Origin of the sequence: Streptococcus equinus (assembly GCF_900101445.1) — a bacterium.
Taxonomy (GTDB): Bacteria; Bacillota; Bacilli; order Lactobacillales; family Streptococcaceae; genus Streptococcus; species Streptococcus equinus_B.
In genome coordinates this window covers 448,857-469,173 of record NZ_FNKE01000001.1, presented here as the reverse complement: position 1 = coordinate 469,173, position 20,317 = coordinate 448,857, and the positions used below count along the sequence as shown (strand labels likewise).

20 protein-coding genes and 2 pseudogenes are annotated in these 20,317 nt (G+C 39.7%); 5 read left to right on the top strand and 17 right to left on the bottom strand.

Annotated features, from left to right (window positions below):
• Positions 1-54 precede the first annotated feature (54 nt).
• The 8 genes from BLR83_RS02385 to BLR83_RS02350 all read right to left on the bottom strand — a co-directional run bounded on the left by BLR83_RS02385 (position 55) and on the right by BLR83_RS02350 (position 6,635).
• Positions 55-540: an NUDIX hydrolase gene (locus BLR83_RS02385; protein ID WP_074560079.1), complete on the bottom strand. Its 486-nt coding sequence runs from the start codon at positions 538-540 to the stop codon at positions 55-57.
• Positions 541-616: 76 nt separating this feature from the next.
• Positions 617-1,024, bottom strand: a complete 408-nt coding sequence (locus BLR83_RS02380) for a helix-turn-helix domain-containing protein (protein WP_074560075.1) — start codon at positions 1,022-1,024, stop codon at positions 617-619.
• A 379-nt stretch (positions 1,025-1,403) separates the two neighbouring features.
• On the bottom strand, positions 1,404-2,966 hold the full coding sequence (guaA, locus tag BLR83_RS02375) for a glutamine-hydrolyzing GMP synthase (RefSeq protein WP_074482188.1): 1,563 nt from the start codon (positions 2,964-2,966) through the stop codon (positions 1,404-1,406).
• A 216-nt stretch (positions 2,967-3,182) separates the two neighbouring features.
• Complete coding sequence (locus BLR83_RS02370; RefSeq protein ID WP_074560073.1) at positions 3,183-3,650, bottom strand: GNAT family N-acetyltransferase; 468 nt, start codon at positions 3,648-3,650, stop codon at positions 3,183-3,185.
• A 15-nt stretch (positions 3,651-3,665) separates the two neighbouring features.
• On the bottom strand, positions 3,666-4,316 hold the full coding sequence (locus BLR83_RS02365) for an HD domain-containing protein (RefSeq protein ID WP_074560071.1): 651 nt from the start codon (positions 4,314-4,316) through the stop codon (positions 3,666-3,668).
• A gap of 75 nt (positions 4,317-4,391) precedes the next feature.
• Positions 4,392-4,691, bottom strand: coding sequence for a rhodanese-like domain-containing protein (locus tag BLR83_RS02360; protein WP_074560069.1), 300 nt, complete (start codon positions 4,689-4,691; stop codon positions 4,392-4,394).
• Complete coding sequence (locus BLR83_RS02355) at positions 4,684-6,339, bottom strand: FAD-dependent oxidoreductase (RefSeq protein WP_074560067.1); 1,656 nt, start codon at positions 6,337-6,339, stop codon at positions 4,684-4,686. The genes BLR83_RS02360 and BLR83_RS02355 overlap by 8 nt, the downstream gene beginning before the upstream one ends.
• Positions 6,336-6,635 (bottom strand): rhodanese-like domain-containing protein, encoded by a 300-nt coding sequence (locus BLR83_RS02350; protein WP_081340984.1) that lies wholly within the window; start codon positions 6,633-6,635, stop codon positions 6,336-6,338. Before BLR83_RS02350 ends, BLR83_RS02355 begins: the two co-directional genes overlap by 4 nt.
• Before the next feature lie 168 nt (positions 6,636-6,803).
• On the opposite strand from BLR83_RS02350, the gene BLR83_RS02345 reads away from it, so the two are divergent.
• Entirely contained in the window at positions 6,804-7,064 is a 261-nt protein-coding gene (locus tag BLR83_RS02345; RefSeq protein ID WP_074560063.1) for a metal-sensitive transcriptional regulator, read from the top strand.
• Between the two features lie 142 nt (positions 7,065-7,206).
• Positions 7,207-7,989, top strand: a complete 783-nt coding sequence (locus BLR83_RS02340) for a protein-ADP-ribose hydrolase (protein ID WP_074560061.1) — start codon at positions 7,207-7,209, stop codon at positions 7,987-7,989.
• Positions 7,990-8,062: 73 nt separating this feature from the next.
• Here the strand turns inward: BLR83_RS02340 and BLR83_RS02335 are convergent, their stop codons facing one another.
• The 3 genes from BLR83_RS02335 to BLR83_RS02325 all read right to left on the bottom strand — a co-directional run bounded on the left by BLR83_RS02335 (position 8,063) and on the right by BLR83_RS02325 (position 11,237).
• Positions 8,063-9,034 (bottom strand): alpha/beta hydrolase, encoded by a 972-nt coding sequence (locus BLR83_RS02335; protein ID WP_074560059.1) that lies wholly within the window; start codon positions 9,032-9,034, stop codon positions 8,063-8,065.
• 207 nt (positions 9,035-9,241) lie between these two features.
• Entirely contained in the window at positions 9,242-10,606 is a 1,365-nt protein-coding gene (locus BLR83_RS02330; protein ID WP_074560057.1) for an MATE family efflux transporter, read from the bottom strand.
• Between the two features lie 130 nt (positions 10,607-10,736).
• On the bottom strand, positions 10,737-11,237 hold the full coding sequence (locus BLR83_RS02325; RefSeq protein ID WP_200796307.1) for a pyridoxamine 5'-phosphate oxidase family protein: 501 nt from the start codon (positions 11,235-11,237) through the stop codon (positions 10,737-10,739).
• Positions 11,238-11,412: 175 nt separating this feature from the next.
• Here BLR83_RS02325 and BLR83_RS02320 point away from each other — a divergent pair, with 175 nt between their 5' ends.
• Positions 11,413-11,721, top strand: coding sequence for a DUF898 family protein (locus BLR83_RS02320; RefSeq protein WP_074560056.1), 309 nt, complete (start codon positions 11,413-11,415; stop codon positions 11,719-11,721).
• Between the two features lie 58 nt (positions 11,722-11,779).
• Positions 11,780-12,550 carry an FxLYD domain-containing protein gene (locus tag BLR83_RS02315; protein WP_074560054.1) on the top strand — a complete coding sequence of 257 codons (771 nt, stop codon included), beginning with the start codon at positions 11,780-11,782 and terminating at the stop codon, positions 12,548-12,550.
• Positions 12,551-12,602: 52 nt separating this feature from the next.
• Here the strand turns inward: BLR83_RS02315 and BLR83_RS02310 are convergent, their stop codons facing one another.
• Both BLR83_RS02310 and BLR83_RS02305 read right to left on the bottom strand, forming a co-directional pair.
• A complete protein-coding gene (locus tag BLR83_RS02310) occupies positions 12,603-13,592 on the bottom strand; it encodes a lipoate--protein ligase (protein WP_074560052.1) in 990 nt (329 codons plus the stop codon).
• A gap of 70 nt (positions 13,593-13,662) precedes the next feature.
• Positions 13,663-15,069: a MocR-like pyridoxine biosynthesis transcription factor PdxR gene (locus BLR83_RS02305; protein WP_074560051.1), complete on the bottom strand. Its 1,407-nt coding sequence runs from the start codon at positions 15,067-15,069 to the stop codon at positions 13,663-13,665.
• 90 nt (positions 15,070-15,159) lie between these two features.
• Here BLR83_RS02305 and BLR83_RS02300 point away from each other — a divergent pair, with 90 nt between their 5' ends.
• Complete coding sequence (locus BLR83_RS02300) at positions 15,160-16,053, top strand: DMT family transporter (RefSeq protein ID WP_074560049.1); 894 nt, start codon at positions 15,160-15,162, stop codon at positions 16,051-16,053.
• A gap of 134 nt (positions 16,054-16,187) precedes the next feature.
• On the opposite strand, the gene lpdA is transcribed toward BLR83_RS02300, so the two are convergent.
• From lpdA to BLR83_RS02285, 4 genes and pseudogenes are all read right to left on the bottom strand, one after another.
• The gene (lpdA, locus tag BLR83_RS02295) at positions 16,188-17,927 is read right to left on the bottom strand and encodes a dihydrolipoyl dehydrogenase (RefSeq protein WP_074560048.1); all 1,740 of its coding nucleotides are present in this window, start codon (positions 17,925-17,927) and stop codon (positions 16,188-16,190) included.
• 26 nt (positions 17,928-17,953) lie between these two features.
• A pseudogene (locus BLR83_RS02290) lies at positions 17,954-18,946 on the bottom strand (dihydrolipoamide acetyltransferase); the annotation flags it as partial.
• Positions 18,947-19,138: 192 nt separating this feature from the next.
• Positions 19,139-19,258 (bottom strand): annotated as a pseudogene (locus tag BLR83_RS10110) (biotin/lipoyl-containing protein); the annotation flags it as partial.
• 54 nt (positions 19,259-19,312) lie between these two features.
• The gene (locus BLR83_RS02285) at positions 19,313-20,317 is read right to left on the bottom strand and encodes an alpha-ketoacid dehydrogenase subunit beta (RefSeq protein ID WP_074560045.1); all 1,005 of its coding nucleotides are present in this window, start codon (positions 20,315-20,317) and stop codon (positions 19,313-19,315) included.

Here is a 20,317-nt window from a genome sequence, read left to right as displayed (position 1 = left end):
ATTTTTGGTGATAAAAGGTAACTAAAAGTAATCAAAAAAGCTAACCAGATTTGGCTAGCTCAATTCTTCGATAAAGTTCAGTATTCTTTGCGTGGCTAGTTCCTCTCGAGACATTTGACGCAATTCTTCAGCTGTCACCCATTTATATGCTGATGTCTCCCCTTCTTGTAAAACGATACTCTCCTTATCGACATCTGTGTGACAGAGATAATTGACATAATAGGTCTGATGTCTCTGGTGCAACACACGCCCCACTTCGATAAAATCATCTGTCAAAATCCCTGTCTCTTCACGCAATTCGCGTTTGGCACACTCTAAAGGACTTTCACCTTGCAAAGCTGAACCACCAGCAGTCGCTTCCCACATACCACCAAGATTTTTTCTTGAATCTCTCTGAGTTAGCAAATAAATCCCATCTTGATGCCTCACGATAACTTCACTCACCAAATGATAAACACCCTTTGGAATCTTTTCCCCACGAACCAAAACTTGACCACCGATAACATTCAAATGCGCATCATAAGCATCCCAAAGTTCCATTTCAAACCTCCTTTATTCTAAATAAATACCGTTAATAAGCGTTGATATTATACCACTTGATTTGATATCTTTAAACTCAATTTTTCCTTTTATAAATTTTATCTTTTATAATCACATACGTTTCTATTCCTAACATAAAAAGAGTCGCAATCAGAAATCCAAGCATAAATATTTTATGAAAGATTAGAAAATAAAATATATACAGCACAATAGCTATTAAATACAATATCGTCAAAAAATGCCACTTTCTCGAAGAACTAGCTGCAATAAGTTTATTTTTTACCAAATTATCTTCTTTTACCAAGTCATCCAAATTAATATTAAATGTTTCGCTTATATTAATTAAATTTTGAATATCTGGATAGCCTCTATTAGTTTCCCATTTTGCAACTGCATTTCTTGAAACATTAATTCGCTCTGCAAATTTTTCTTGAGTTAAGTTTTCAGTGTTCCTAATATTTTTGATTTTTTCTGAAATGTTCATTTAACTTTCTTCTCCTTTATACAGATAGTACAATATATTGGTTATTTTTTAAATATACTTTGATAAACAACATTGTTACTCTAAGTAACATCATAAAATAAAAGCCGACTATATCTGTTCTATTGTATAAAACATAATACTTTCCTTCTTAAGAAAATATTATAACATGCAACATTAGCAAAAACTTAGTAATTTTTGGTGTTAAACAAAAAATAAAAACCCACTTAGACTATCTTGTTCTAAGTGGGTATATCATTTAAACTCCCAGAAATTCATGGCTAACTAATCACATCGTCGCTTTTGCTCCTTGTTCTTAGGCCACTATTACAGGGGTAATGCATCAGCTCTCTTGTACTAATGTACTGCGAATCGCTGTACATTATTCCCATTCTACTGTTGCAGGTGGTTTACTTGTAATATCGTAGACGATGCGGTTAACGTGGTCAACTTCATTTACGATACGAACAGAGATTTTTTGAAGAACATCCCATGGGATACGTGCAAAGTCTGCTGTCATACCATCGATTGATGTGATTGCACGGATTGCGATTGTGTAATCGTAAGTACGTCCATCACCCATAACACCAACTGAGCGAACACCTGTGTTAACTGTGAAGTATTGCCAGATATCACGGTCAAGACCAGCTTTAGCAATTTCTTCACGAAGGATAGCATCAGATTCACGAACTGTTTCAAGACGTTCAGCTGTGATTTCACCCATCACACGGATAGCAAGTCCTGGCCCTGGGAATGGTTGACGCCAAACGATTTCGTCAGGCATACCAAGAGCTGTACCAAGCGCACGAACTTCGTCTTTGAAAAGTGTGTTAAGTGGTTCAATCAATTCAAACTGCATGTCTTCTGGAAGACCACCAACGTTGTGGTGTGATTTGATTGTTTGAGCTGTATCTGTACCAGATTCGATAACGTCTGTGTAAAGAGTACCTTGTGCTAAGAAGTCAACACCTTTAAGTTTGCTTGCTTCGTCGTCAAATACACTGACAAATTCATTACCGATAATTTTACGTTTTTTCTCTGGATCATCAACGCCAGCAAGAAGGTCTAAGAAACGTTTTGAAGCATCAACACGGATGATGTTCAAGCCGAATTTACCACCAAGCATGTTCATAACTTGGTCACCTTCTCCTTTACGAAGAAGACCGTGGTCAACGAAGATACATGTCAATTGGTCACCGATAGCACGTTGAAGAAGGACACCTACAACTGATGAGTCAACACCACCTGAAAGTCCCAAAAGAACTTTACGATCTCCAACTTTTTGACGGATTTCATTGATTTGCAAATCGATGAAGTTATCCATTGACCAATCGCCTTTAGCACCACAGATTCGGAAAGCAAAGTTACGTAAAATATCGTTACCATATACTGAGTGACGAACTTCTGGGTGGAATTGGATACCGAAGATTTTCTTCTCAGTATTTTCAATTGCTGCGTAAGGGCAATCAGCAGAGTCCCCAACCAAGTGGAAGCCTGCAGGAATTTCAGTAACAGCATCGCCGTGGCTCATCAAAACAGTTTGTTCATCTGGTGTTTCAGCAAAAAGTTCTGATTTAGCTTTTAGACGAAGTGTTGATTGACCGTATTCGCTGTGACCAGTTTGTCCAGCTGGAACAACTTTACCACCAAGTTTGTCAGTCAACAATTGCATACCATAACAGATACCAAGAATTGGAATACCCAATTCAAAAATTTCCTCATCAATGCCAAAAGCATTATCAGCATAAACTGAGTTTGGACCACCTGAAAGTACGATACCAATTGGGTTAATTGCGCGAACTTCGTCAGCTGTGATTTTGTGGCTTCGTAGTTCAGAGAAGACACCAAATTCACGGATACGACGAGCAATCAATTGGTTGTACTGGCTACCATAGTCAAGAACAATGATTTTTTGAACATCGTTCAAAGTAGATTTGTCAGTCATTATTACCCTTTCTATTAAAGTCAGCTATTCTAGCTAACTGTGTTCTCCTTAATTGTAGCATAAAATCCTATATTTGGCAGTAGATTTTCGGTATCTAATTAAAATTAGCAATTTAACAACTATTCTCATAATTATATAATCAACTAAAGCGGTTTCTGCACTTGATTTTAGAAATTTCAGCTGCTAAAAAGCCACGATTTCTCGTGACTTCTATTTTTAATCAATAGTCTGTTCCATGCGTGTTTCTTGCGGTGTCATGCCTTGGCGTTCATAGAAGCGCACAGCAGATTTATTAGCACTCCAGACATTCAACGTTAAGTTGTAACAACCAATCTCTTTGGCATACTGCAAAGCAAACTGATATAACTGCTCACCGATTTTTTGCCCACGCGCAGCTTCATCCACACACAAGTCATCAATAAAAAGTGTCTTTTGTGGCACTTTTGGCGCTGACGAATGCTCGATAACGGTAAACATATGCCCAAGAACCTGTCCCTCTTCGTCTTCATAGACGAAAATCGGACGATTATCATCAGCAATCAGCTCAGCTAATTGTGCTTGTGTGTATTTAACACCCTTTTCTTGGAACAAATCAGGTCTAACCTTGTGGTGCACCAAGAGAACTTGCTCTAGTAAATCAATCAGTTTTGGAATATCACTTTCTTTTGCTCGTCTAATCGTCATATCAGTCTCTCCTTCTTACAACTTGCCGTCCCATTCTGCGTAGAATTCTTTTAGAAATTCTTCCAAAACAGCGTGGCGGTGCTCAGCCATTTTTCTAGCGTGGCTTGTGTTCATCAAGTCTTTAAGTTTAAGCAGTTTCTCGTAAAAATGCATGATTGCTGTGTCCTTGCCATTACGATACTCCTCAGCAGTCAAATGTTCACGGGCAGTCATGCTGGGGTCATGAATCGGACGCCCCTTGCTACCTGAATAAGCCATACATCTGGCAATACCAATTGCACCAATAGCATCTAATCGGTCAGCATCTTGCACAACTTTTCCTTCTAAAGTTACTGGAACACTGCTACCATCGCCTTTAAAAGACATGGTATTGATGATTTGAATGATGTGTTCAACGTCTGCTTGAGAAAGTTGTTGGTCGATGAGCCAAGTTTTCAAGTCAGCTAGAGCTTGCTTTGGATCATCATTTAACTTCTCATCAGCCATGTCATGCACCAAAGCAGTCAACTGACAGACAAAACTATCTGCTCCTTCTTTTTCAGCTAATTCACGCGCAGTATTTCTCACACGAACCGCATGCCACCAGTCATGACCACTAGCTTCTGCATGTAATTTTTCATAAACAAGCTTTTCAGCCTTTTGTAAAATATCATTTTTATCAATCATAAGATGATTATATCATAAAAGCAGGACAAATTTGCCCTGCTAAAAAATAGGAAGATGTTTAAATAGAATGTTCTATTAGTATTCTAATGCTCCTGGCCACGCTGATGTGCCGCCATCAACATTTACCACATTATAGCCTTGGTCATCTAGGAAAAAGCAGGCTTGTTCTGAACGGGCACCACTTTGACAGATGATATGGTAAGTCTTGTCTTTATCAAGCGCTTGGTAGCCAGATACAAATTCACTCAAAGGAAGGTTAACTGCTGTTGGAACGTGTCCCATGGCAAACTCCATTCGCTCACGGACATCAATGATGTTTAACGGCTGTTCCTTTAAAGCCTCTTGTAGTTGACTAGCTGAAATGTATTTAATCACGTTTAATCTCCTCTGGTTTTACAGTACTATAGAGGTGGTAAGCCCCATCAAGGTTTTTCACTTTAAAACCGTTTTGCTTCAAGATGCGTTCACCAATATAAGAACGAAGACCGCTGTGACAGCTGATAATGTATTCCTTGTTAGGGTCTAACTCAGACAAACGGTCACGTAAGCTATCTAGTGGTATGTTAATACCATTTGCAATATAACCTCTAGCAACTTCTGCTTTAGTACGGACATCAAGAAAGACCTTACCTTTGGCTAATTCGTCAGCCAATTCATACCACTGGATAGATTCACTAACTCCCTCAATGATATTAAGCGCAGCATATCCTGCCATATTAACCGGATCTTTTGCTGCTCCAAACGGTGGCGCATAAGTAAATTCCAATTCTGGGAGATCTGCCACAGTCAAGCCTGCTTTGATGGCTGTCGCTAAAACGTCGATACGTTTATCAACACCTTTTTGACCAACAGCTTGGGCTCCGTAAATAACGCCAGTATTCTTATTGAAAATCAATTTCAAAACAACATCAGTTGCTCCTGGATAGTAGCCAGCATGGTCCTTGTTATTCGTGTGAACAACAGCAACATCATCAAAATACTGACGAGCTATACGTTCGCTTAGCCCTGTCGAAGCCGCTGCTAAATCAAAGACACGCACAATAGCTGTTCCGATACTACCTTTATTCTGACGCGCAATGCCAGCAATGTTATCCGCAACTTGACGACCTTGACGGTTAGCTGGACTAGCAAGAGAAATAAGCGCATCTTGACCAGTGATTTCTTGTTTGACAATAATGGCATCACCCACTGCGTAAATATCTGGGTTACTTGTTTGGTAGTTTTGGTTAACCAAAATACCGCCACGAAGGCCGAGCTCAAGACCAGCCTCTTTAGCGAGACTTGATTCAGGTTGAACCCCAACAGACATAATAGTAATATCTGAAGTCAATTCGCTACCGTCTTCCAAAATAATCACTTTTCCATTTTCTTTGAAAGCTTTGGCAGATTGATTAGTGTAAACTGTGATACCATTTCGAGCCAATTCGTTTTTCACAAAGGCTGCCATTTCTTCATCGAGTGGTGGCAAAACATGCGGGGCTTTTTCAACGATAGTCACCTTCAAACCTTTTTTAGCCAAGCTTTCTGCCATTTCAAGCCCGATAAAGCCAGCACCGATGACTGTCGCATTTCCTGATTGCACATCAGATAAAGCTGCCATGATTTTATCCAAATCTGGAATATTACGAAGCACAAAAACATTGTCTGCACTGTCTAGACCTTCCATTTCTGGGACAAATGGTTTGGCACCTGGTGATAGGATTAATTTGTCATATGATTCTGTGTAGACCTTGTCATCATGACGAACGGTGATTTCTTTCTTGTCCGCATCAACTGATAGAACCTCTGATTCTGGACGGACATCAATGTTAAAGCGCGCCTTCAATCGCTCAGGTGTCTGAACTAGCAAGTTGTCACGCTCTGCAATTTCCCCAGAAACGTGAAAAGGCAACCCACAGTTAGCAAATGACACGTATGGTCCTTTATCAAAAACAATAATTTCAGCGTCTTCCATCAAGCGGCGAAGACGTGTCGCAGCTGACATACCCCCAGCGACACCACCAACAATAAGAATCTTAGTCATTTCTTTCCTCCAATCGTTTTTCCTTGCCAAGCCATCATACCGCCTTTGACCGAAATCGCGTCATAGCCTTTTTGACTCAAAAGCTTAGCCGCACGCTTACTACGTGCACCAGAGTGACAAATCAAATAAACCGTGCTATCCTTTTTACCCTCATAGGTATGAATCCTATCTAGCGGAAAAAGTCGTGCTCCCTTGATATGCCCCCCAGTGTATTCTTGAGCTGTTCGCACATCTAGTAAAACTGTAGACTTGTCCTGCAAAACAGCTTCTAGTTCACTTGTCGTAATTGTTCTCACTGATTGAGAAAATAATTTTTTAAGAAAAATAAGCTTTTTCTCCTTTCTATCGAATACCCCTATAGGTATGATAAAATAATATCACAGCCACTTTCAACCTGTCAACGAAAAGGTCTTAGGTTTGACAATTATACCTACCACCGGTATAATAAAATCAAAGGAGGCCTCATGAAAACAGATAAAAAAGATATTATCAACCGTTTAAAACGTGCCGAAGGCCAACTTCGGGGCATTCAAAAAATGATTGACGAAGACCAAGACTGTATTGATATCGTGACACAACTAACTGCTGTTCGCTCAAGTATCAATCGTACCATTGGTATTGTCATTGGCAATAAAATCAATCAAGTCATCGAAGAGCCCGTAGCAGATCCTAAACAGCAAGAAGAAAACCTTGCTAAAGCTATTGATTTGATTATTAAAAAGTAGAGATTGACCAAAAAGCAATCTCCACTTTTTTAGTTTGAGCTAAAAATTGCCCTTTTAAACTTCTTTTTCTTGATGCGAATTCCTTAAAAAGGTGATATACTAGCATTTGAGAAAGCGATTTTAAAATTAGTAAGGAGTCCATATGACTAAGAAAGAAATGGTAAACTTCCTATTAGATTACCTTATTATGGAGAATCCGCAATTTAAAGCCATCGATGTTCCAGATGACTTGCCTGGACAAGAAACTCTCTTGCGTGCTCTTCTTAATGTCAGACCGCCAATGGCTGTCTCAACACGTTTTTTAATCATGCAAAATGATTACCTTCAATTGAAAAAAGCTGAACGGGTGGTCGTTTTTTTAAATCATTTACAACCACTTGCGACAGACGACCGCTTGTATGTCTGGAAAGGTGATATTTCACGACTTCAAGTCGATGCTATCGTCAATACGGCTAATCGCCAAATGCTAGGTTGCTTCCAACCGCTTCACGAATGCACTGACAATACCATTCATACTTATGCCGGTGTTCAACTGCGTCTGGAATGCTATAATCTTATGAAAGACCAAGGGCACGACGAACCAGAAGGTAGTGCAAAAATCACCCCTGGTTACAACCTTCCAGCAAAATTCATTCTTCACACCGTTGGTCCTGCTATCAATGAACACCTAACAGAATCTGACGCTGATTTACTTGCCCAAAGCTACCTTTCTTGCTTAACCCTAGCAGAAAAAAATCAACTGGAATCTGTTGCCTTATCATCCCTAGCAACTAACCATGACAAACACTTTATCAACGAAGATGCTGCTAGAATCGCCGTTAACACTGTTAAAGCTTTTCTAGATCAAAGTCAATATGTCAAAAAGATCATTTTCAATGTTGACCAAGACGACGAAGCAGCAATTTATCACGAATTGTTACATTAAGCAAACCAAAACCTTCCGCCAATTAGACGGAAGGTTTTTCTTAATAACAAAGGAAGTTAACTAAATATTGATATTATAGATGTGCTAAAATAAAGTTCTCAATATCATCAAACGGAATAATATCTTTTTGATCGTAAAGATCACAATGATTAGCACCTACAACAGAAATCATTTTCTTATTGTCGCCAGTTAATTTTGCAAAAGCATCTTTTCCCATGTAATATGAGTGAGCTTTATCACCATGGACAATAAGTACGGCGTTTCGAATCTCATCAGTATAATGGAGGAAACGTGTGTTTAGGAAACTTGTATTTGCTTGAACTGCCCAGCCATTATTAGAATTAAGACTGCGAGCATGGTAACCACGAGGTTGTTTGTAATAAGCATAATAGTCTTTGACAAACTGCGGTGCATCGTCAGGAAGTGGATCCACTACTCCACCTGCTAACGCATAGTCGCCATTTTTATAATCTTGTGTGCGTTGGTTAGCAAGTGCTAAACGAGCTTGATAACGTGCTTCTTCGCTATCTGCTTCATCAAAGTATCCATTTCCAGAAACACGTGACATGTCGTACATTGTTGAAGCTACTGTTACTTTGATACGTGGATCAATCGCTGCAGCATTAAGCGCAATACCTCCCCAACCGCAGATACCGATGATACCAATTTTATCTGCATCGACATTTTCAAGAGTTGACAGGTAATCAACAGCTGCTTGGAAATCTTCAGTATTAATATCTGGCGATTGCATGTAACGTGGAGTACCACTTGACTCACCAGTGTATGATGGATCAAAAGCAATTGTTAGAAAACCACGTTCTGCCATTTCTTGCGCATAGAGCCCTGATGATTGTTCTTTCACAGCTCCAAAAGGTCCTGAAACAGCAAGTGCTGGCAGTTTACCAGTCGCATTTTTAGGAGTATACATATCAGCAGCCAAAGTAATACCAAAATGATTATGGAAAGTTACTTTTTTGTGGTCAACTTTGTCACTTTTTGGGAAAACTTTATCCCATTCCTGTACCAAATGTAATTGTTCAGTCATATTTTTTCTCCTTTTCATCATGTACCTATTACGTTACCTAAAGTGTAACACTAAGTAAAAAGAAACAAAAATAATTATCGGCAAAAGCTTACAAACTATTCTCTATTAGTTACTTTACACCCTTGAGTCAACTCTAAGTCAACTACTTTTTTTAAATTTTTAATCACGCAAAAGGAACTGGATAATCCAGTTCCTTTTTTAGTTTTATCATACTAATTTGTAATTTTTCCAAGTGCCTTTGCGGTAGCGGATTTCATAGATGAGTCCTTTAACAAACCAATCTAAGAACATGGCTACCCAAGTACCAAGCATTCCCATACCAAAATTGACCGATAAAAAGTAGGCGCATACCACGCGAACTAAAAGCATTGAAGCGATACCGATAACCATTGGGAAATTAGCATCTCCCGCACTGCGAAAGACAACAGGCAAGACATAACCTGAATTCCAGAAAATACTCACTAAAATCCCATGAGCAAGCACAATAATCCAAACATAATGTGTCGCTTGGTCTGACAAATCATAAATCATCATCAAAAAAGGCATTAAAGCAACAACAATGACTGAAAAAAGAGCATTTGCAGCATGGATGATACGGCTAACTTTTCGTTTGTAAAACTCAGCCTGCTCATAGTCGCCCGCACCGACACATTTTGAAATAATCACAGCTAAACCAAGGACGATTGAAATGCCTGGCAAGCCTTGGAACATGATAATGGTTCCACCGACTGAATTAGCCGCAATCGCTGCTGTTCCAAACAAAGAAACAACAGACAAGACAATCAAGCGCCCAAGGAAAAACATGCCATTTTCAAAACCAAATGGTAGTCCAATACCAAGGACTTTTTTAATCATTTGCCAGTCAACTTTTTCTTTTAAGAAGTTTCCTAAGGTCAAATCTGACTTGATATGATGCGCAAACCACAGAATTAACAGCATGGCACCAACACGAGAAAGAAGAATTGGAACAGCCACTCCTTCAACGCCCCAACCGCAACCATAAATCAAGCTGACGCCCATGACAATATTCAAGCCATTCATCACCAGCATGATATTCATCGGCAAGCGTGATTTATTTAAGGTTCTGAAAATCGCTGCGCCCGAATTGTAAAGAGCGATAAATGGTGTTGAGAGTGCGACGATATTAAAATAACGATCGGCTTGCGCGTGAACTTCAGGCGTGATTGATCCAAACAAGTGACTCAAAATAAAAGGTTTAATTGCAAAAATCAAAAGCGTAATCGCTAAGCTAAAGTACAAAGTGAACTTCACCAACTGATTGACTGCTTTATTGGCATTTTTGCTATCACGGTCACCAAGATATTGCCCAGCAACAATCCCTCCACCAGTCGCAAAAGCCGCAAAAATACTGATAAAGAGTGCCATCAAAAATTCAACCAAAGATACACCTGACACCGCTGCTTCACCAACCCTTGAAACCATGATGGAAGCAATTAAACCGACCAAAAATTCCAAGCCTTGCTCGATAATTAATGGAATAAATAATTTAGCTAAATCTCGATTACTAAAAAAGTAATCCTTTTTCATAGCCCTATCCGAAAAACTGTCCATTCTTTCCTCCTATTCTGATAACTACTAATAATATTACACCTTGGAGTCTACTCAAAGTCAAGAGCTTTTTTAATTTTTCTGGAATTTTAATGATAAAAGCAACCAAACTAAAATGTTTAGTTGCTTTGTGTTATTTTTTAGGCATCATTTTCTTCGCTTTGGCTGAATAATCTGTTACCACGACTTTTATCACAGCTACTGGCTTGGTCATTTTCTCGGTAAATTCAAATATTTTTCCAGTCTGATGTTGCATTAATTGATTTAAAGCGTGTGCTTTTTCATCATGTTTTTCTAAAAGTTCTGCTTTTCCGCGTCCAATATATGATGTAAAGAAAGCACCATACTTACATGGAATTTCATGATTGTAATCAGGTATCACTTCACCTTCAATTTGAATACAAACTTTTGGATTTTGAGCAATCAAATCAAGTTTATGTCCTTGCCTTGCTCCATGCATGTAAAAAATAAATTGATCCTTTTCTTCATCGTATTCATAGCCATAATGAAGAGGAACCACATAAGGAAACTCTTTATCAAAAAGACCTAAATGTAAAATCATATTTTTCTCAACGATTGCCTGAATTTCTGCTAAATTAGTCACTTCTCGGTCACGGCGTCTCATCTCTGGCATAAATCTACCACCAATCCTTTTTTAAACATTATAACAAAAATGTAAGTTTTTTCTGTCGCTGAATGTAATTTTCACTATTTTTTTCAATCTGTATTGCATAGCTATTTTCAATATGTTAAACTAATATCGTTTTGCTAACATTAAAATGTTTAGAATTTCACATATAGGAGTTTTTATGAATCAAGAAAGTTATTTTGATGGTGGTTTGCTAAGTTATGTTGGCCACCGTATCATTGCTAGTCTGATTACCATTTGTACCCTAGGCATTTGTGCGCCTTGGGGGATTTGTATCATGATTAATTGGAAAGTCAAACACACTGTCATCGACGGTCACCGTTTGTACTTTGACGGCACAGCCATGCAACTCTTTGGAAACTGGATCAAGTGGCTACTTCTTACAATTATCACAGTTGGTATCTACTCATTCTGGCTTAACATCAAGTTGGAGCAATGGATTACCAAGCACACACATCATTTAGATTAATAAAGCATACACGTGCAAAAACTGAACCACGTAAAAAGCTGATAGGAGAATTAAAAGCATGAAAAAATGGTTTTTAGGTTTCATTGCCATTATTTGTTTAGTTTTAGTTGGATGTTCTAAAAAGACTGACGAAAAAACGTATTACGATGATAAATTTATGTCATCTCTTGCAAAAGGTTTAGAGTCAAGATGGGCTTACACAGATAGCTACGACGATGAATCAAAAGAATTCTACACTACTGCTATCAAAAAAGAACTTGACGAAATCAGTAAATATAGCAATCTCTCATTCAAAGATAGTAAATTACAAGAAGAAGCTATTGCTTATATCAATTCATTAAAAGAATGTAATAAAGTTGCTCAAACATTCGGAGCAGATTCATTTTATGAAAAATGGTTTGAAGCTTATGATAACAGAACTGAAGTTTTAAACAAAATTAACAAAATCAAAAAGATAAAAGTTTCAAAAGCTAACCAAAAGAATTTAGATGAACTCTTAGCTTCTGGTAAAGAAGTTCAAAACAATAATAATGCAAAAGAACAAGTTCTTAATCTAATTAACTCTTTGTCATTTGCTAAAAACGAAGAAGATTCTTTCGAAGAGTATGCAGAATATACTGCTACTGTAACTAACAACACAGAATTTACAATTGAAGACTTAAGCGTGGTAGCAAAATTGAAAAATGATCAAGGCGTAGTTGTTGATGAAGAATATTTATCTCTTAACAACTGGACACCTAGCGAAACTCGTCAAGTTGAATTTGGGACTGATAAAACATTCTCAACAATTGAATATAGCATTGATTATATTGAAATAAAAGATAATTAAGACTATCCATAACCCCAGCTAGTATTTTTTCTAGCTGGGGTTATTTCTTTCCTCACTCCACAATTGCTCCCGCGATTTCTTGTGGGGTGATGTTGGTGAAGTATGGTGTGGTGTCAATTTCTTGAAGTTTGGCTAAAATGTCTTGATATTCGTAGCGAAGGCCAATGAGTTCTTCTTCAATATCTGAAACGTCTTTAATACCAAAAAAGTCACCGTAAATTTTAAGTCCTGTAATCATAGATTTTTCGACTTTCACATAACTTGTCAGCTTACCTGCTGGATAGCGGACTGAACGTTTGATGGTGTAATCTGGTGATTGCCCGTAGGTCCAGTCCCAAGTGCCAAATTGCTCATCAGCAAGCTTCTCAATCTCAGTTAATTCCTCATCAGAAAGAACATACTCGGTCATATCAGGATACGATTCCTTCATTTTGTCTAATAATCTGTCTGAAAACTCTTGGACTGTGATTTTCTCTGGTAATTCATCCAAGATATTGGTCACACGCGCACGCACCGATTTAACACCTTTTGACTCGATTTTATCTTTTGAAACTTGCAGGGCATTACCAAGAACAGTCATGTCCACGTCAAAAAGCAGGCAACCATGATGCATCATGCGTCCTTTGTAATAAGCTTGTGCATTTCCACAGAATTTCTTGCCATTAATCTCAAGGTCATTTCGTCCAGTGAAAGTCGCTGTGACTCCTAAATCAGCCAAAGTTTCAATGACTGGTTGCGAAAACGTCTTGAAATCAAAAGCGCCTTCTTCTGCTTTATTGGAAATAATTGTATAATTCAGATTGTTAAGGTCGTGATAAACGGCACCACCACCTGACAAACGGCGAACGACATGAATCCCATGTTTATCAGTGTAAGCCTTGTTAATCTCTTCGATTACATTTTGGTGTTTTCCAATCACAATGGTTGGCTCATTTATCCAGAGAATAAAAAGCTCGTCTTCGTCTCGTAATTCACGAAACGCGAAAGCTTCCAAGGCAATATTGTAAGCAGGATTGTGGGACTTGTTAACGATGTATTTCATCTGAAAGCTCCTTCATTTTCATTAAGCTTAGTATATCAGAATCTCAATCCGCCGTCTTTTAATTTGCTCGTTAATTCTCCCAAGCTTTTCTAAGTCGTCTGACACAATCTGGGATGTCTTCCAAATCAATCTTACTAAATCCAAGAAAGAGGCTTTCCTGCGGACAAGCCGCTTTTTCTTGCCAAAATTGCATGGTGTCATAAACCCGAACACCTTCTTTTTCTGCGCGTTTGATGATATCACATTGGTTGATTTTATCAGGGAAAGTCACCAAAAAATACTGTCCACTGACGTTTGAAGACAATTTTATCGGCGCATTAAACTGCTCAAATTCTTTTTTAAAGGCTTCATAGCGTTTCTTGAAAACATGGTTCATCTTGCGAACCAAACGGTCGTAATCACCACTTGATAGGATATTTGCTAGAGCAATCTGATTCAACAGATTAACCGTGCTGTTGTAAAGCTTGAATTTTTCTAGAAAACTCTCAGTGAACTGTTCTGGCAAAACCATATAACCCATACGAAAAGAGGGTGAAAGGATTTTTGAAAAAGTCCCCAGATAAATCACACGCCCCAGATAGTCAATTGATTTCAAGGCTGGGATGGGACGTTGGTAATAGCGGAGCTCGCTGTCATAGTCATCCTCAAGAATAAAAGAATTGTGCGCCTCAGCAAAACTCAAGAGCTCACGGCGCCTAGAAATCGGCATAATCATGCCAAGCGGAAATTGGTGAGAGGGTGTGGTGTAAATCATTTCAATCTCAGCACTTTCAGCCACCTGTGTCAATTCTAAGCCTTTCTCATCAACGTCAGCAGTTATGATAGGATAGTAATTTTTCTTAAAGATTTCACGCGCCTTAGGATAACTCGGGTCTTCCATCAGAACACTTCTTTTCGTGTTCCCTAAAAACTGACAAATATAATCCAGCGATTGTTGAAGCCCGCTAGTGATAATGATTTGGTCTGGGTGACATTTTACCCCACGAATACGCTCCAAATAACGACTGATTTCCTTTCTCAGCTTGTACTCTCCCTGAAAAGGCTGCAAGGTCGATAGTTGCTCTGCTTTATCCAGTTCATCAAGGGCATTTTGATAATGCTTTTTCCAAACTTTCTTGGGAAATAAATTGCTGGTATGGCTGCTGTTAGTCAAATCGTAAACAATGTGGTCGTCATCAGACTTGGCTTCAGTTTTTGAAATGGGCTCGGTCAAAGTTCTTTCTGACTGAAAAGCCTTTGGCATTTTTAAAACGTAAAAGCCTGCATTCTGACGGCTCTCGATATACCCTTCCAGGGTCAGCTGCATGTAAGCTCGGTCAACCGTATTGCGACTGACGCTAAGCATTTTTGCTAGGGTTCGTGTTCCTAAAAGTTTTTCATCAGGCGCTAAATAGCCCTGCAAAATATCTGATTTTATCTGCTGGTAAATCTGCTGGTACAGGGGACTACTTCCTGCACTGCGATTAAGATGTATCATATTTCCTCCAAAGTGGCACCTAAAAATTTTTAAATACTGGTACTTTTTATTATACCACGTATCCTTTACAATTTAGACTGAGGTGAAAAAATGAAGCAAAATCGTACAAATGATAGCAAATATATTTTCTTAATTTTTCTAGCTATCTGTTTTTTAGCAACTGGTGGCATCTTTGTCAAACTCAGTCCCCTACCACCAATCAACACCGGATTTTACCGTGTTTTATTTTCCATTCCTATGTTGATGCCTTTTCTCAAGAAGTCTGAGTTACAGACTTTGAGCCGCAAACAAATCGCAACAATCGTTTTAGCGGGAGCATTTTTAGCGGGTGATTTAACTTTATGGAATAGCTCTTTTTCGTATACTAGTGTGGCTAATGCCAATCTTTTGGTGAATCTTACCCCATTCACTGTTATTCCAGTCAGTTATTTCCTATTCAAAGAAAAAATGACGCCTAAATTTTTGTTTGGCGGTCTCGTTACACTTATTGGTGTGCTGGTTCTCATGGCAAATAAAGTGAGTATGTCTCCAGACCGTCTGCTTGGAGATTCACTGAGTCTTGGCTCATCTATCTTTTACGCCATGTTCATGATTACAGTTTACAAATTGCGCGATTCGGTAACATCAAGCATCATCATGTTTATCAGTGCTTTTGGAACTCTACTGGTACTAGCTACTGTGATTTTCTTTACCGAAGGCTTTTATGTGCCACAGAATTTTGGTGAGCTTTGGCCACTTTTGGCACTGGCTCTCGTCTCTCAAATTTTAGGGCAAGGCTTATTAGCTTATTGTTTGGGAAAAGTGAATGCCTGCCTATCATCCTTAATTACCCTATCTCAGCCAGTCGTTGCCGCATTATACGCTTGGGTAATTTTTAACGAGAGCTTAAATCTCCAAACTGTTATCGCCATTTTAATTACGTTGACAGGTGTTTACCTTGCTAAAACACAAACATCAACTAACATCGCACAAGAAAAAGCTTAATCTTTTTAATATTACATTCAAAACAGAAACATCCTCAAAACTTAATTCGCACTTCAATTTTCATGCTCAACTAAAAAGGATTGCAAAAATCACTTAATTGTGACTGCAATCCTTTTTTTATTTTGTGAAAAAAGTCATTTTTTCGGCATGTTGTGAATGGCTTGTCCGATGGTGTCTAGGAAGGCTTCGTACATGTTTTCAGAGAAGGTTGGGTGCCCATGGATAGCTTGAGCCACGTCATCAACGGTCAATTCATTTTCCATGATTGTTGCTGCTTCGTTGATGAGCTCCGCGGCTGCTGGGCCAATGATATGAACCCCCAAGATTTCGTGGTACTTGCTATCTGCGATGACTTTGACAAATCCTTGAGCTTCATTTGAAGCGATAGCACGTCCATTGCCAGTAAAACTTGATTTGCCAATCAAAATATCGCCGTATTGCTTGCGCGCAGCTTCTTCGGTCAATCCGACCATGGCAACTTCTGGATGCGTATAAACTGCAGCGGGAGTGTACTTGAGTTTTGCTTTGCGATGATCGCCAGAAAGAGCATTCTCAGCAGCCACTTCTCCCATGCGGTAAGCAGCGTGCGCCAGCATTTTCTGACCGTTGACGTCGCCTGGGGCATAGATGCCTGAAATTGACGTTTCTTGATAATCGTTAACTTTGATACGATTGCCATCCATCTCTAAGTCGAGATTTTCAAGACCTTTCATCTGTGGCACTCGTCCAATGGATAGCAGAGCTTTATCAGCTTGGATAGTTTCACCATTTGATAATTTCAAGCTTAAGTGATTTGTCTCATCAATGATTTCGCTCACCCCAACATTTGTCTTAATGATCATGCCTTTTTTCGTCAAGATGTTTTGCAATTCTTGTGAGATTTCTTTGTCCATTGCTGGAATAATGCGGTCAGCCATTTCGATAACAGTCACCTCAACGCCATAAGATGCCCAGACCAAACCAAGCTCGATGCCAACAACGCCACCACCCATGACAACAAGTGATTTCGGCATCTCACGTAAATCAAGAATCTCATCAGATGTCAAAACACGTGGTGAATCAATACCAGGGATATTAATGCGTGACACTTTGGAACCTGTAGCAAGAATAATCTTGCGCCCTTTGATGATTTCAGAACCGATATGGACTGTTTTATCAGGGTTGACTTTGGCAAATCCATTAAAGATGGTTACTTTATTGGCTTTTAGAAGTGAACGGACACCACCTGTTAAGGTTTTAACAACCGCATTTTTAAAGTCAACGGTCTTATCCATGTCAATGCTGTAATTCGTTGAGGCAAGATTAATGCCTCGACCTGCAGCAATTTTAAGGTCGTCTAAAATTTCAGCATTCTTGAGATAAGTCTTAGTTGGGATGCAACCGACATTCAAGCAAGTACCGCCGAATTCTGATTTTTCAACGATAGCAACCTTAGCCCCTAACTGTGCTCCACGAATGGCAGCATAGTAACCCGCAGGGCCACCACCAACGACAATCAAGTCATATTCATCTGCCGCTAAATCAGCTGCGCTAAAAACTCCAGCTTTAGCAGAAACAGCCTTTGGTACTTCAAGACCAGCAGACTTAAGTTGACTAGCGGCTTCCTTGAGACTCACATCTTCAGCAAGCACTTCCCCTTCGGCTCCGATATAGCCAATCACTTCAGTTACTGGCACCACATCACCAGCCTCATGAACAATTTTCAAAAGCAAGCCCGAATCCTCGGCCTCAACTTCAATATTTGTCTTGTCAGACATGATTTCAAGGAGAATGTCACCTTCATTTACAACATCGCCTTCGGCTTTTTTCCACTCAAGAATTTCTCCTTCTTGCATGTCTACACCAAGTTTTGGCATGATAATTTCTACTGCCATAAATTTCCTTTCTTATCTTTTTAATCTCAAATCAATAGTTCCAAAGGATTTTCCAGCAGCGCTTTTAAATCCAACATAAACTTGGCGCCATTCATCCCGTCGACCAAACGATGATCAATGGTCAAGCTAAGTCCCATAATCGGACGAATCACAACCTGTCCATCAATAGCAACTGGCGTGTCAACAGTCGCTGAAATTCCTAAAATAGCAGAGTTTGGCTGGTTGATAATCGGATTAAAGGACTTAACCCCAAACATCCCTAGATTTGTAATGGAGAAAGTTGACCCAGACATATCGGCTGCTTTTAATTTACCAGCTTGCGCTTTTTGAATCACATCTTTTGAGGCAACCACAAAATCAGACAAAGTCATCTTATCAGCACCATGAACGACTGGCACCACCAAACCATCTGGCAAGCCAACGGCAATTCCCAGATTGACAAAATGATGCAACTCAATAGCTTTCGCGTCGTGAATCAAAGAAGCATTTAAATAACGATGCTCCTCTTTCATCAAGGTCTTCGTAACCGCAAGTCCAATCAAATCAGTCACAGTCACCTTGTAACCCGTTTTTGCCATGATTGGCTCAATCAGCTGCTTTCGAAGCGCCAAAAGATTCGTCATATCAATATCATAATCAAGCGTGAAAGTAGGAGCTGTAAAGTATGACTTCGACATGCCTTTTGAAATCGCCTTGCGCATGGCAGACATTTGAATAACTTCGATACCATCTAGCATACTGTGAACCTCCTCGCTACTCTCACTCTTATCAGCACCTGCTTTAGCAAGGACATCATCCTTTGTAATCTTGCCACTAGCACCAGTTCCAGCAATACCAGAAAGCTCAACGCCCATATCATCCGCAATCTTACGAGCAAGCGGCGTCACGCGCACCTTAGCAAACTTCACCACATCTTCTTTATGAATACGCCCATTTTCACCAGTCCCACTGATGCTATCAAGCACGATTCCACGCTCTGCGGCTAGCTTTCTTGCTGCTGGTGTCGCACGTATCTTACCTTTTTGAAAAATAGCTGGCGCATCAGACGGTTGAGAGAAATCAGCTGATGCTTCCTGAACAGGCTCTAACTGTTCAGCCTGCCCTTCTCCCACCAAATCATCAACGTTTTCCCCTACTGCTCCGACATAGCCGATTACCTCAGTCACTGGCACCACATCACCATCTGGATGCACGATTTTCAGTAGAACACCTGAGTTTTCAGCTTCGATTTCCATATTAGTTTTGTCGGACATGATTTCAAGGAGAATGTCACCTTCGTTCACAACATCGCCTTCGGAAAATTTCCACTCGAGAATTTCTCCCTCTTGCATGTCAACGCCAAGTTTTGGCATGATAATCTCATTTGCCACAGAAAGCACCTCCTTTTAATTCGCGCGCCCGTTTCGAGCCATCTTGTAAATCGCCGCTTTAATCTTTGCGACATCAGGTAGAATAGCTTGTTCCAAAACACTAGCATAAGGCACTGGCACATCTTCACTTGCCAAACGCACAATCGGATAATCAAGATAATCAAAAGCTTCGCTTTCTGTAACCTGCGCAGCTATTTCTCCAATAAAACCACCCGTTTTATAAGCGTCATTGACTAACATCAACTTGCCTGTTTTCTTAACTGAATTGATAATCAAATCCTTATCAAGCGGGATGAGGGTGCGAGGGTCAACCACTTCAACGCTAATGCCGTCAGTAGCCACTTCCTCAGCAGCTTTAAGAACACGCTCTAACATGCGACCATAAGTCACAATCGTCAAATCAGTCCCTTCTCGCTTAATGTCTCCCTTACCAAGTGGAATGTACTCATCACTATCAAGAGAAACCTCTTCTTTCTTGCCATAAAGTGCCTTAGGCTCCATGAAAATGACAATATTGTTATCTCGAATGGCTGATTTTAAAAGGCCCTTGGCGTCATTTGCAGTACCAGGTGCTACTACTTTTATCCCTGGAATATGTGTCAGCCAAGCCTCCAAAGATTGCGAATGCTGAGCCGCCGAGCCGATTCCTGAACCTGATGCTACTCGAAAAGTGACTGGCGTTTTCAACCCACCACCAAACATGTAGTTGTTCTTCGCACCATTATTGACAATGGCATCCATCATAATCGTGATAAAATCCATGAAAGTCACGTCAACAATCGGACGAAGACCTGTAATGGCAGCTCCAATAGCACTTCCAGCAATAGCCGCTTCTGAAATCGGAGTGTCTCTGACACGTTCTGGACCAAATTCTTCAAACATTCCTACAGACGTACCGAAGTCACCACCGTAAATGCCGACATCCTCACCCATGAGAAAAATGGTCTCATCTTTTCGCATCTCTTCTGTCATGGCAAGATTGATTGCCTCACGCAAGGCCATTTGTTTTGTTTCAGTCAT

What these genes read in the sequence shown, in the direction of transcription:
- lpdA (WP_074560048.1), bottom strand. Translation starts at nt 17,927, where the DNA reads ATGGCAGTAGAAATTATCATGCCAAAACTTGGTGTAGACATGCAAGAA.
- BLR83_RS02285 (WP_074560045.1), bottom strand. Translation starts at nt 20,317, where the DNA reads ATGACTGAAACAAAACAAATGGCCTTGCGTGAGGCAATCAATCTTGCC.
- BLR83_RS02300 (WP_074560049.1), top strand. Translation starts at nt 15,160, where the DNA reads ATGAAGCAAAATCGTACAAATGATAGCAAATATATTTTCTTAATTTTT.
- BLR83_RS02385 (WP_074560079.1), bottom strand. Translation starts at nt 540, where the DNA reads ATGGAACTTTGGGATGCTTATGATGCGCATTTGAATGTTATCGGTGGT.
- BLR83_RS02320 (WP_074560056.1), top strand. Translation starts at nt 11,413, where the DNA reads ATGAATCAAGAAAGTTATTTTGATGGTGGTTTGCTAAGTTATGTTGGC.
- BLR83_RS02335 (WP_074560059.1), bottom strand. Translation starts at nt 9,034, where the DNA reads ATGACTGAACAATTACATTTGGTACAGGAATGGGATAAAGTTTTCCCA.
- BLR83_RS02380 (WP_074560075.1), bottom strand. Translation starts at nt 1,024, where the DNA reads ATGAACATTTCAGAAAAAATCAAAAATATTAGGAACACTGAAAACTTA.
- BLR83_RS02315 (WP_074560054.1), top strand. Translation starts at nt 11,780, where the DNA reads ATGAAAAAATGGTTTTTAGGTTTCATTGCCATTATTTGTTTAGTTTTA.
- BLR83_RS02310 (WP_074560052.1), bottom strand. Translation starts at nt 13,592, where the DNA reads ATGAAATACATCGTTAACAAGTCCCACAATCCTGCTTACAATATTGCC.
- BLR83_RS02305 (WP_074560051.1), bottom strand. Translation starts at nt 15,069, where the DNA reads ATGATACATCTTAATCGCAGTGCAGGAAGTAGTCCCCTGTACCAGCAG.
- BLR83_RS02325 (WP_200796307.1), bottom strand. Translation starts at nt 11,237, where the DNA reads ATGCCAGAGATGAGACGCCGTGACCGAGAAGTGACTAATTTAGCAGAA.
- BLR83_RS02330 (WP_074560057.1), bottom strand. Translation starts at nt 10,606, where the DNA reads ATGGACAGTTTTTCGGATAGGGCTATGAAAAAGGATTACTTTTTTAGT.
- BLR83_RS02355 (WP_074560067.1), bottom strand. Translation starts at nt 6,339, where the DNA reads ATGACTAAGATTCTTATTGTTGGTGGTGTCGCTGGGGGTATGTCAGCT.
- guaA (WP_074482188.1), bottom strand. Translation starts at nt 2,966, where the DNA reads ATGACTGACAAATCTACTTTGAACGATGTTCAAAAAATCATTGTTCTT.
- BLR83_RS02340 (WP_074560061.1), top strand. Translation starts at nt 7,207, where the DNA reads ATGACTAAGAAAGAAATGGTAAACTTCCTATTAGATTACCTTATTATG.
- BLR83_RS02365 (WP_074560071.1), bottom strand. Translation starts at nt 4,316, where the DNA reads ATGATTGATAAAAATGATATTTTACAAAAGGCTGAAAAGCTTGTTTAT.
- BLR83_RS02370 (WP_074560073.1), bottom strand. Translation starts at nt 3,650, where the DNA reads ATGACGATTAGACGAGCAAAAGAAAGTGATATTCCAAAACTGATTGAT.
- BLR83_RS02345 (WP_074560063.1), top strand. Translation starts at nt 6,804, where the DNA reads ATGAAAACAGATAAAAAAGATATTATCAACCGTTTAAAACGTGCCGAA.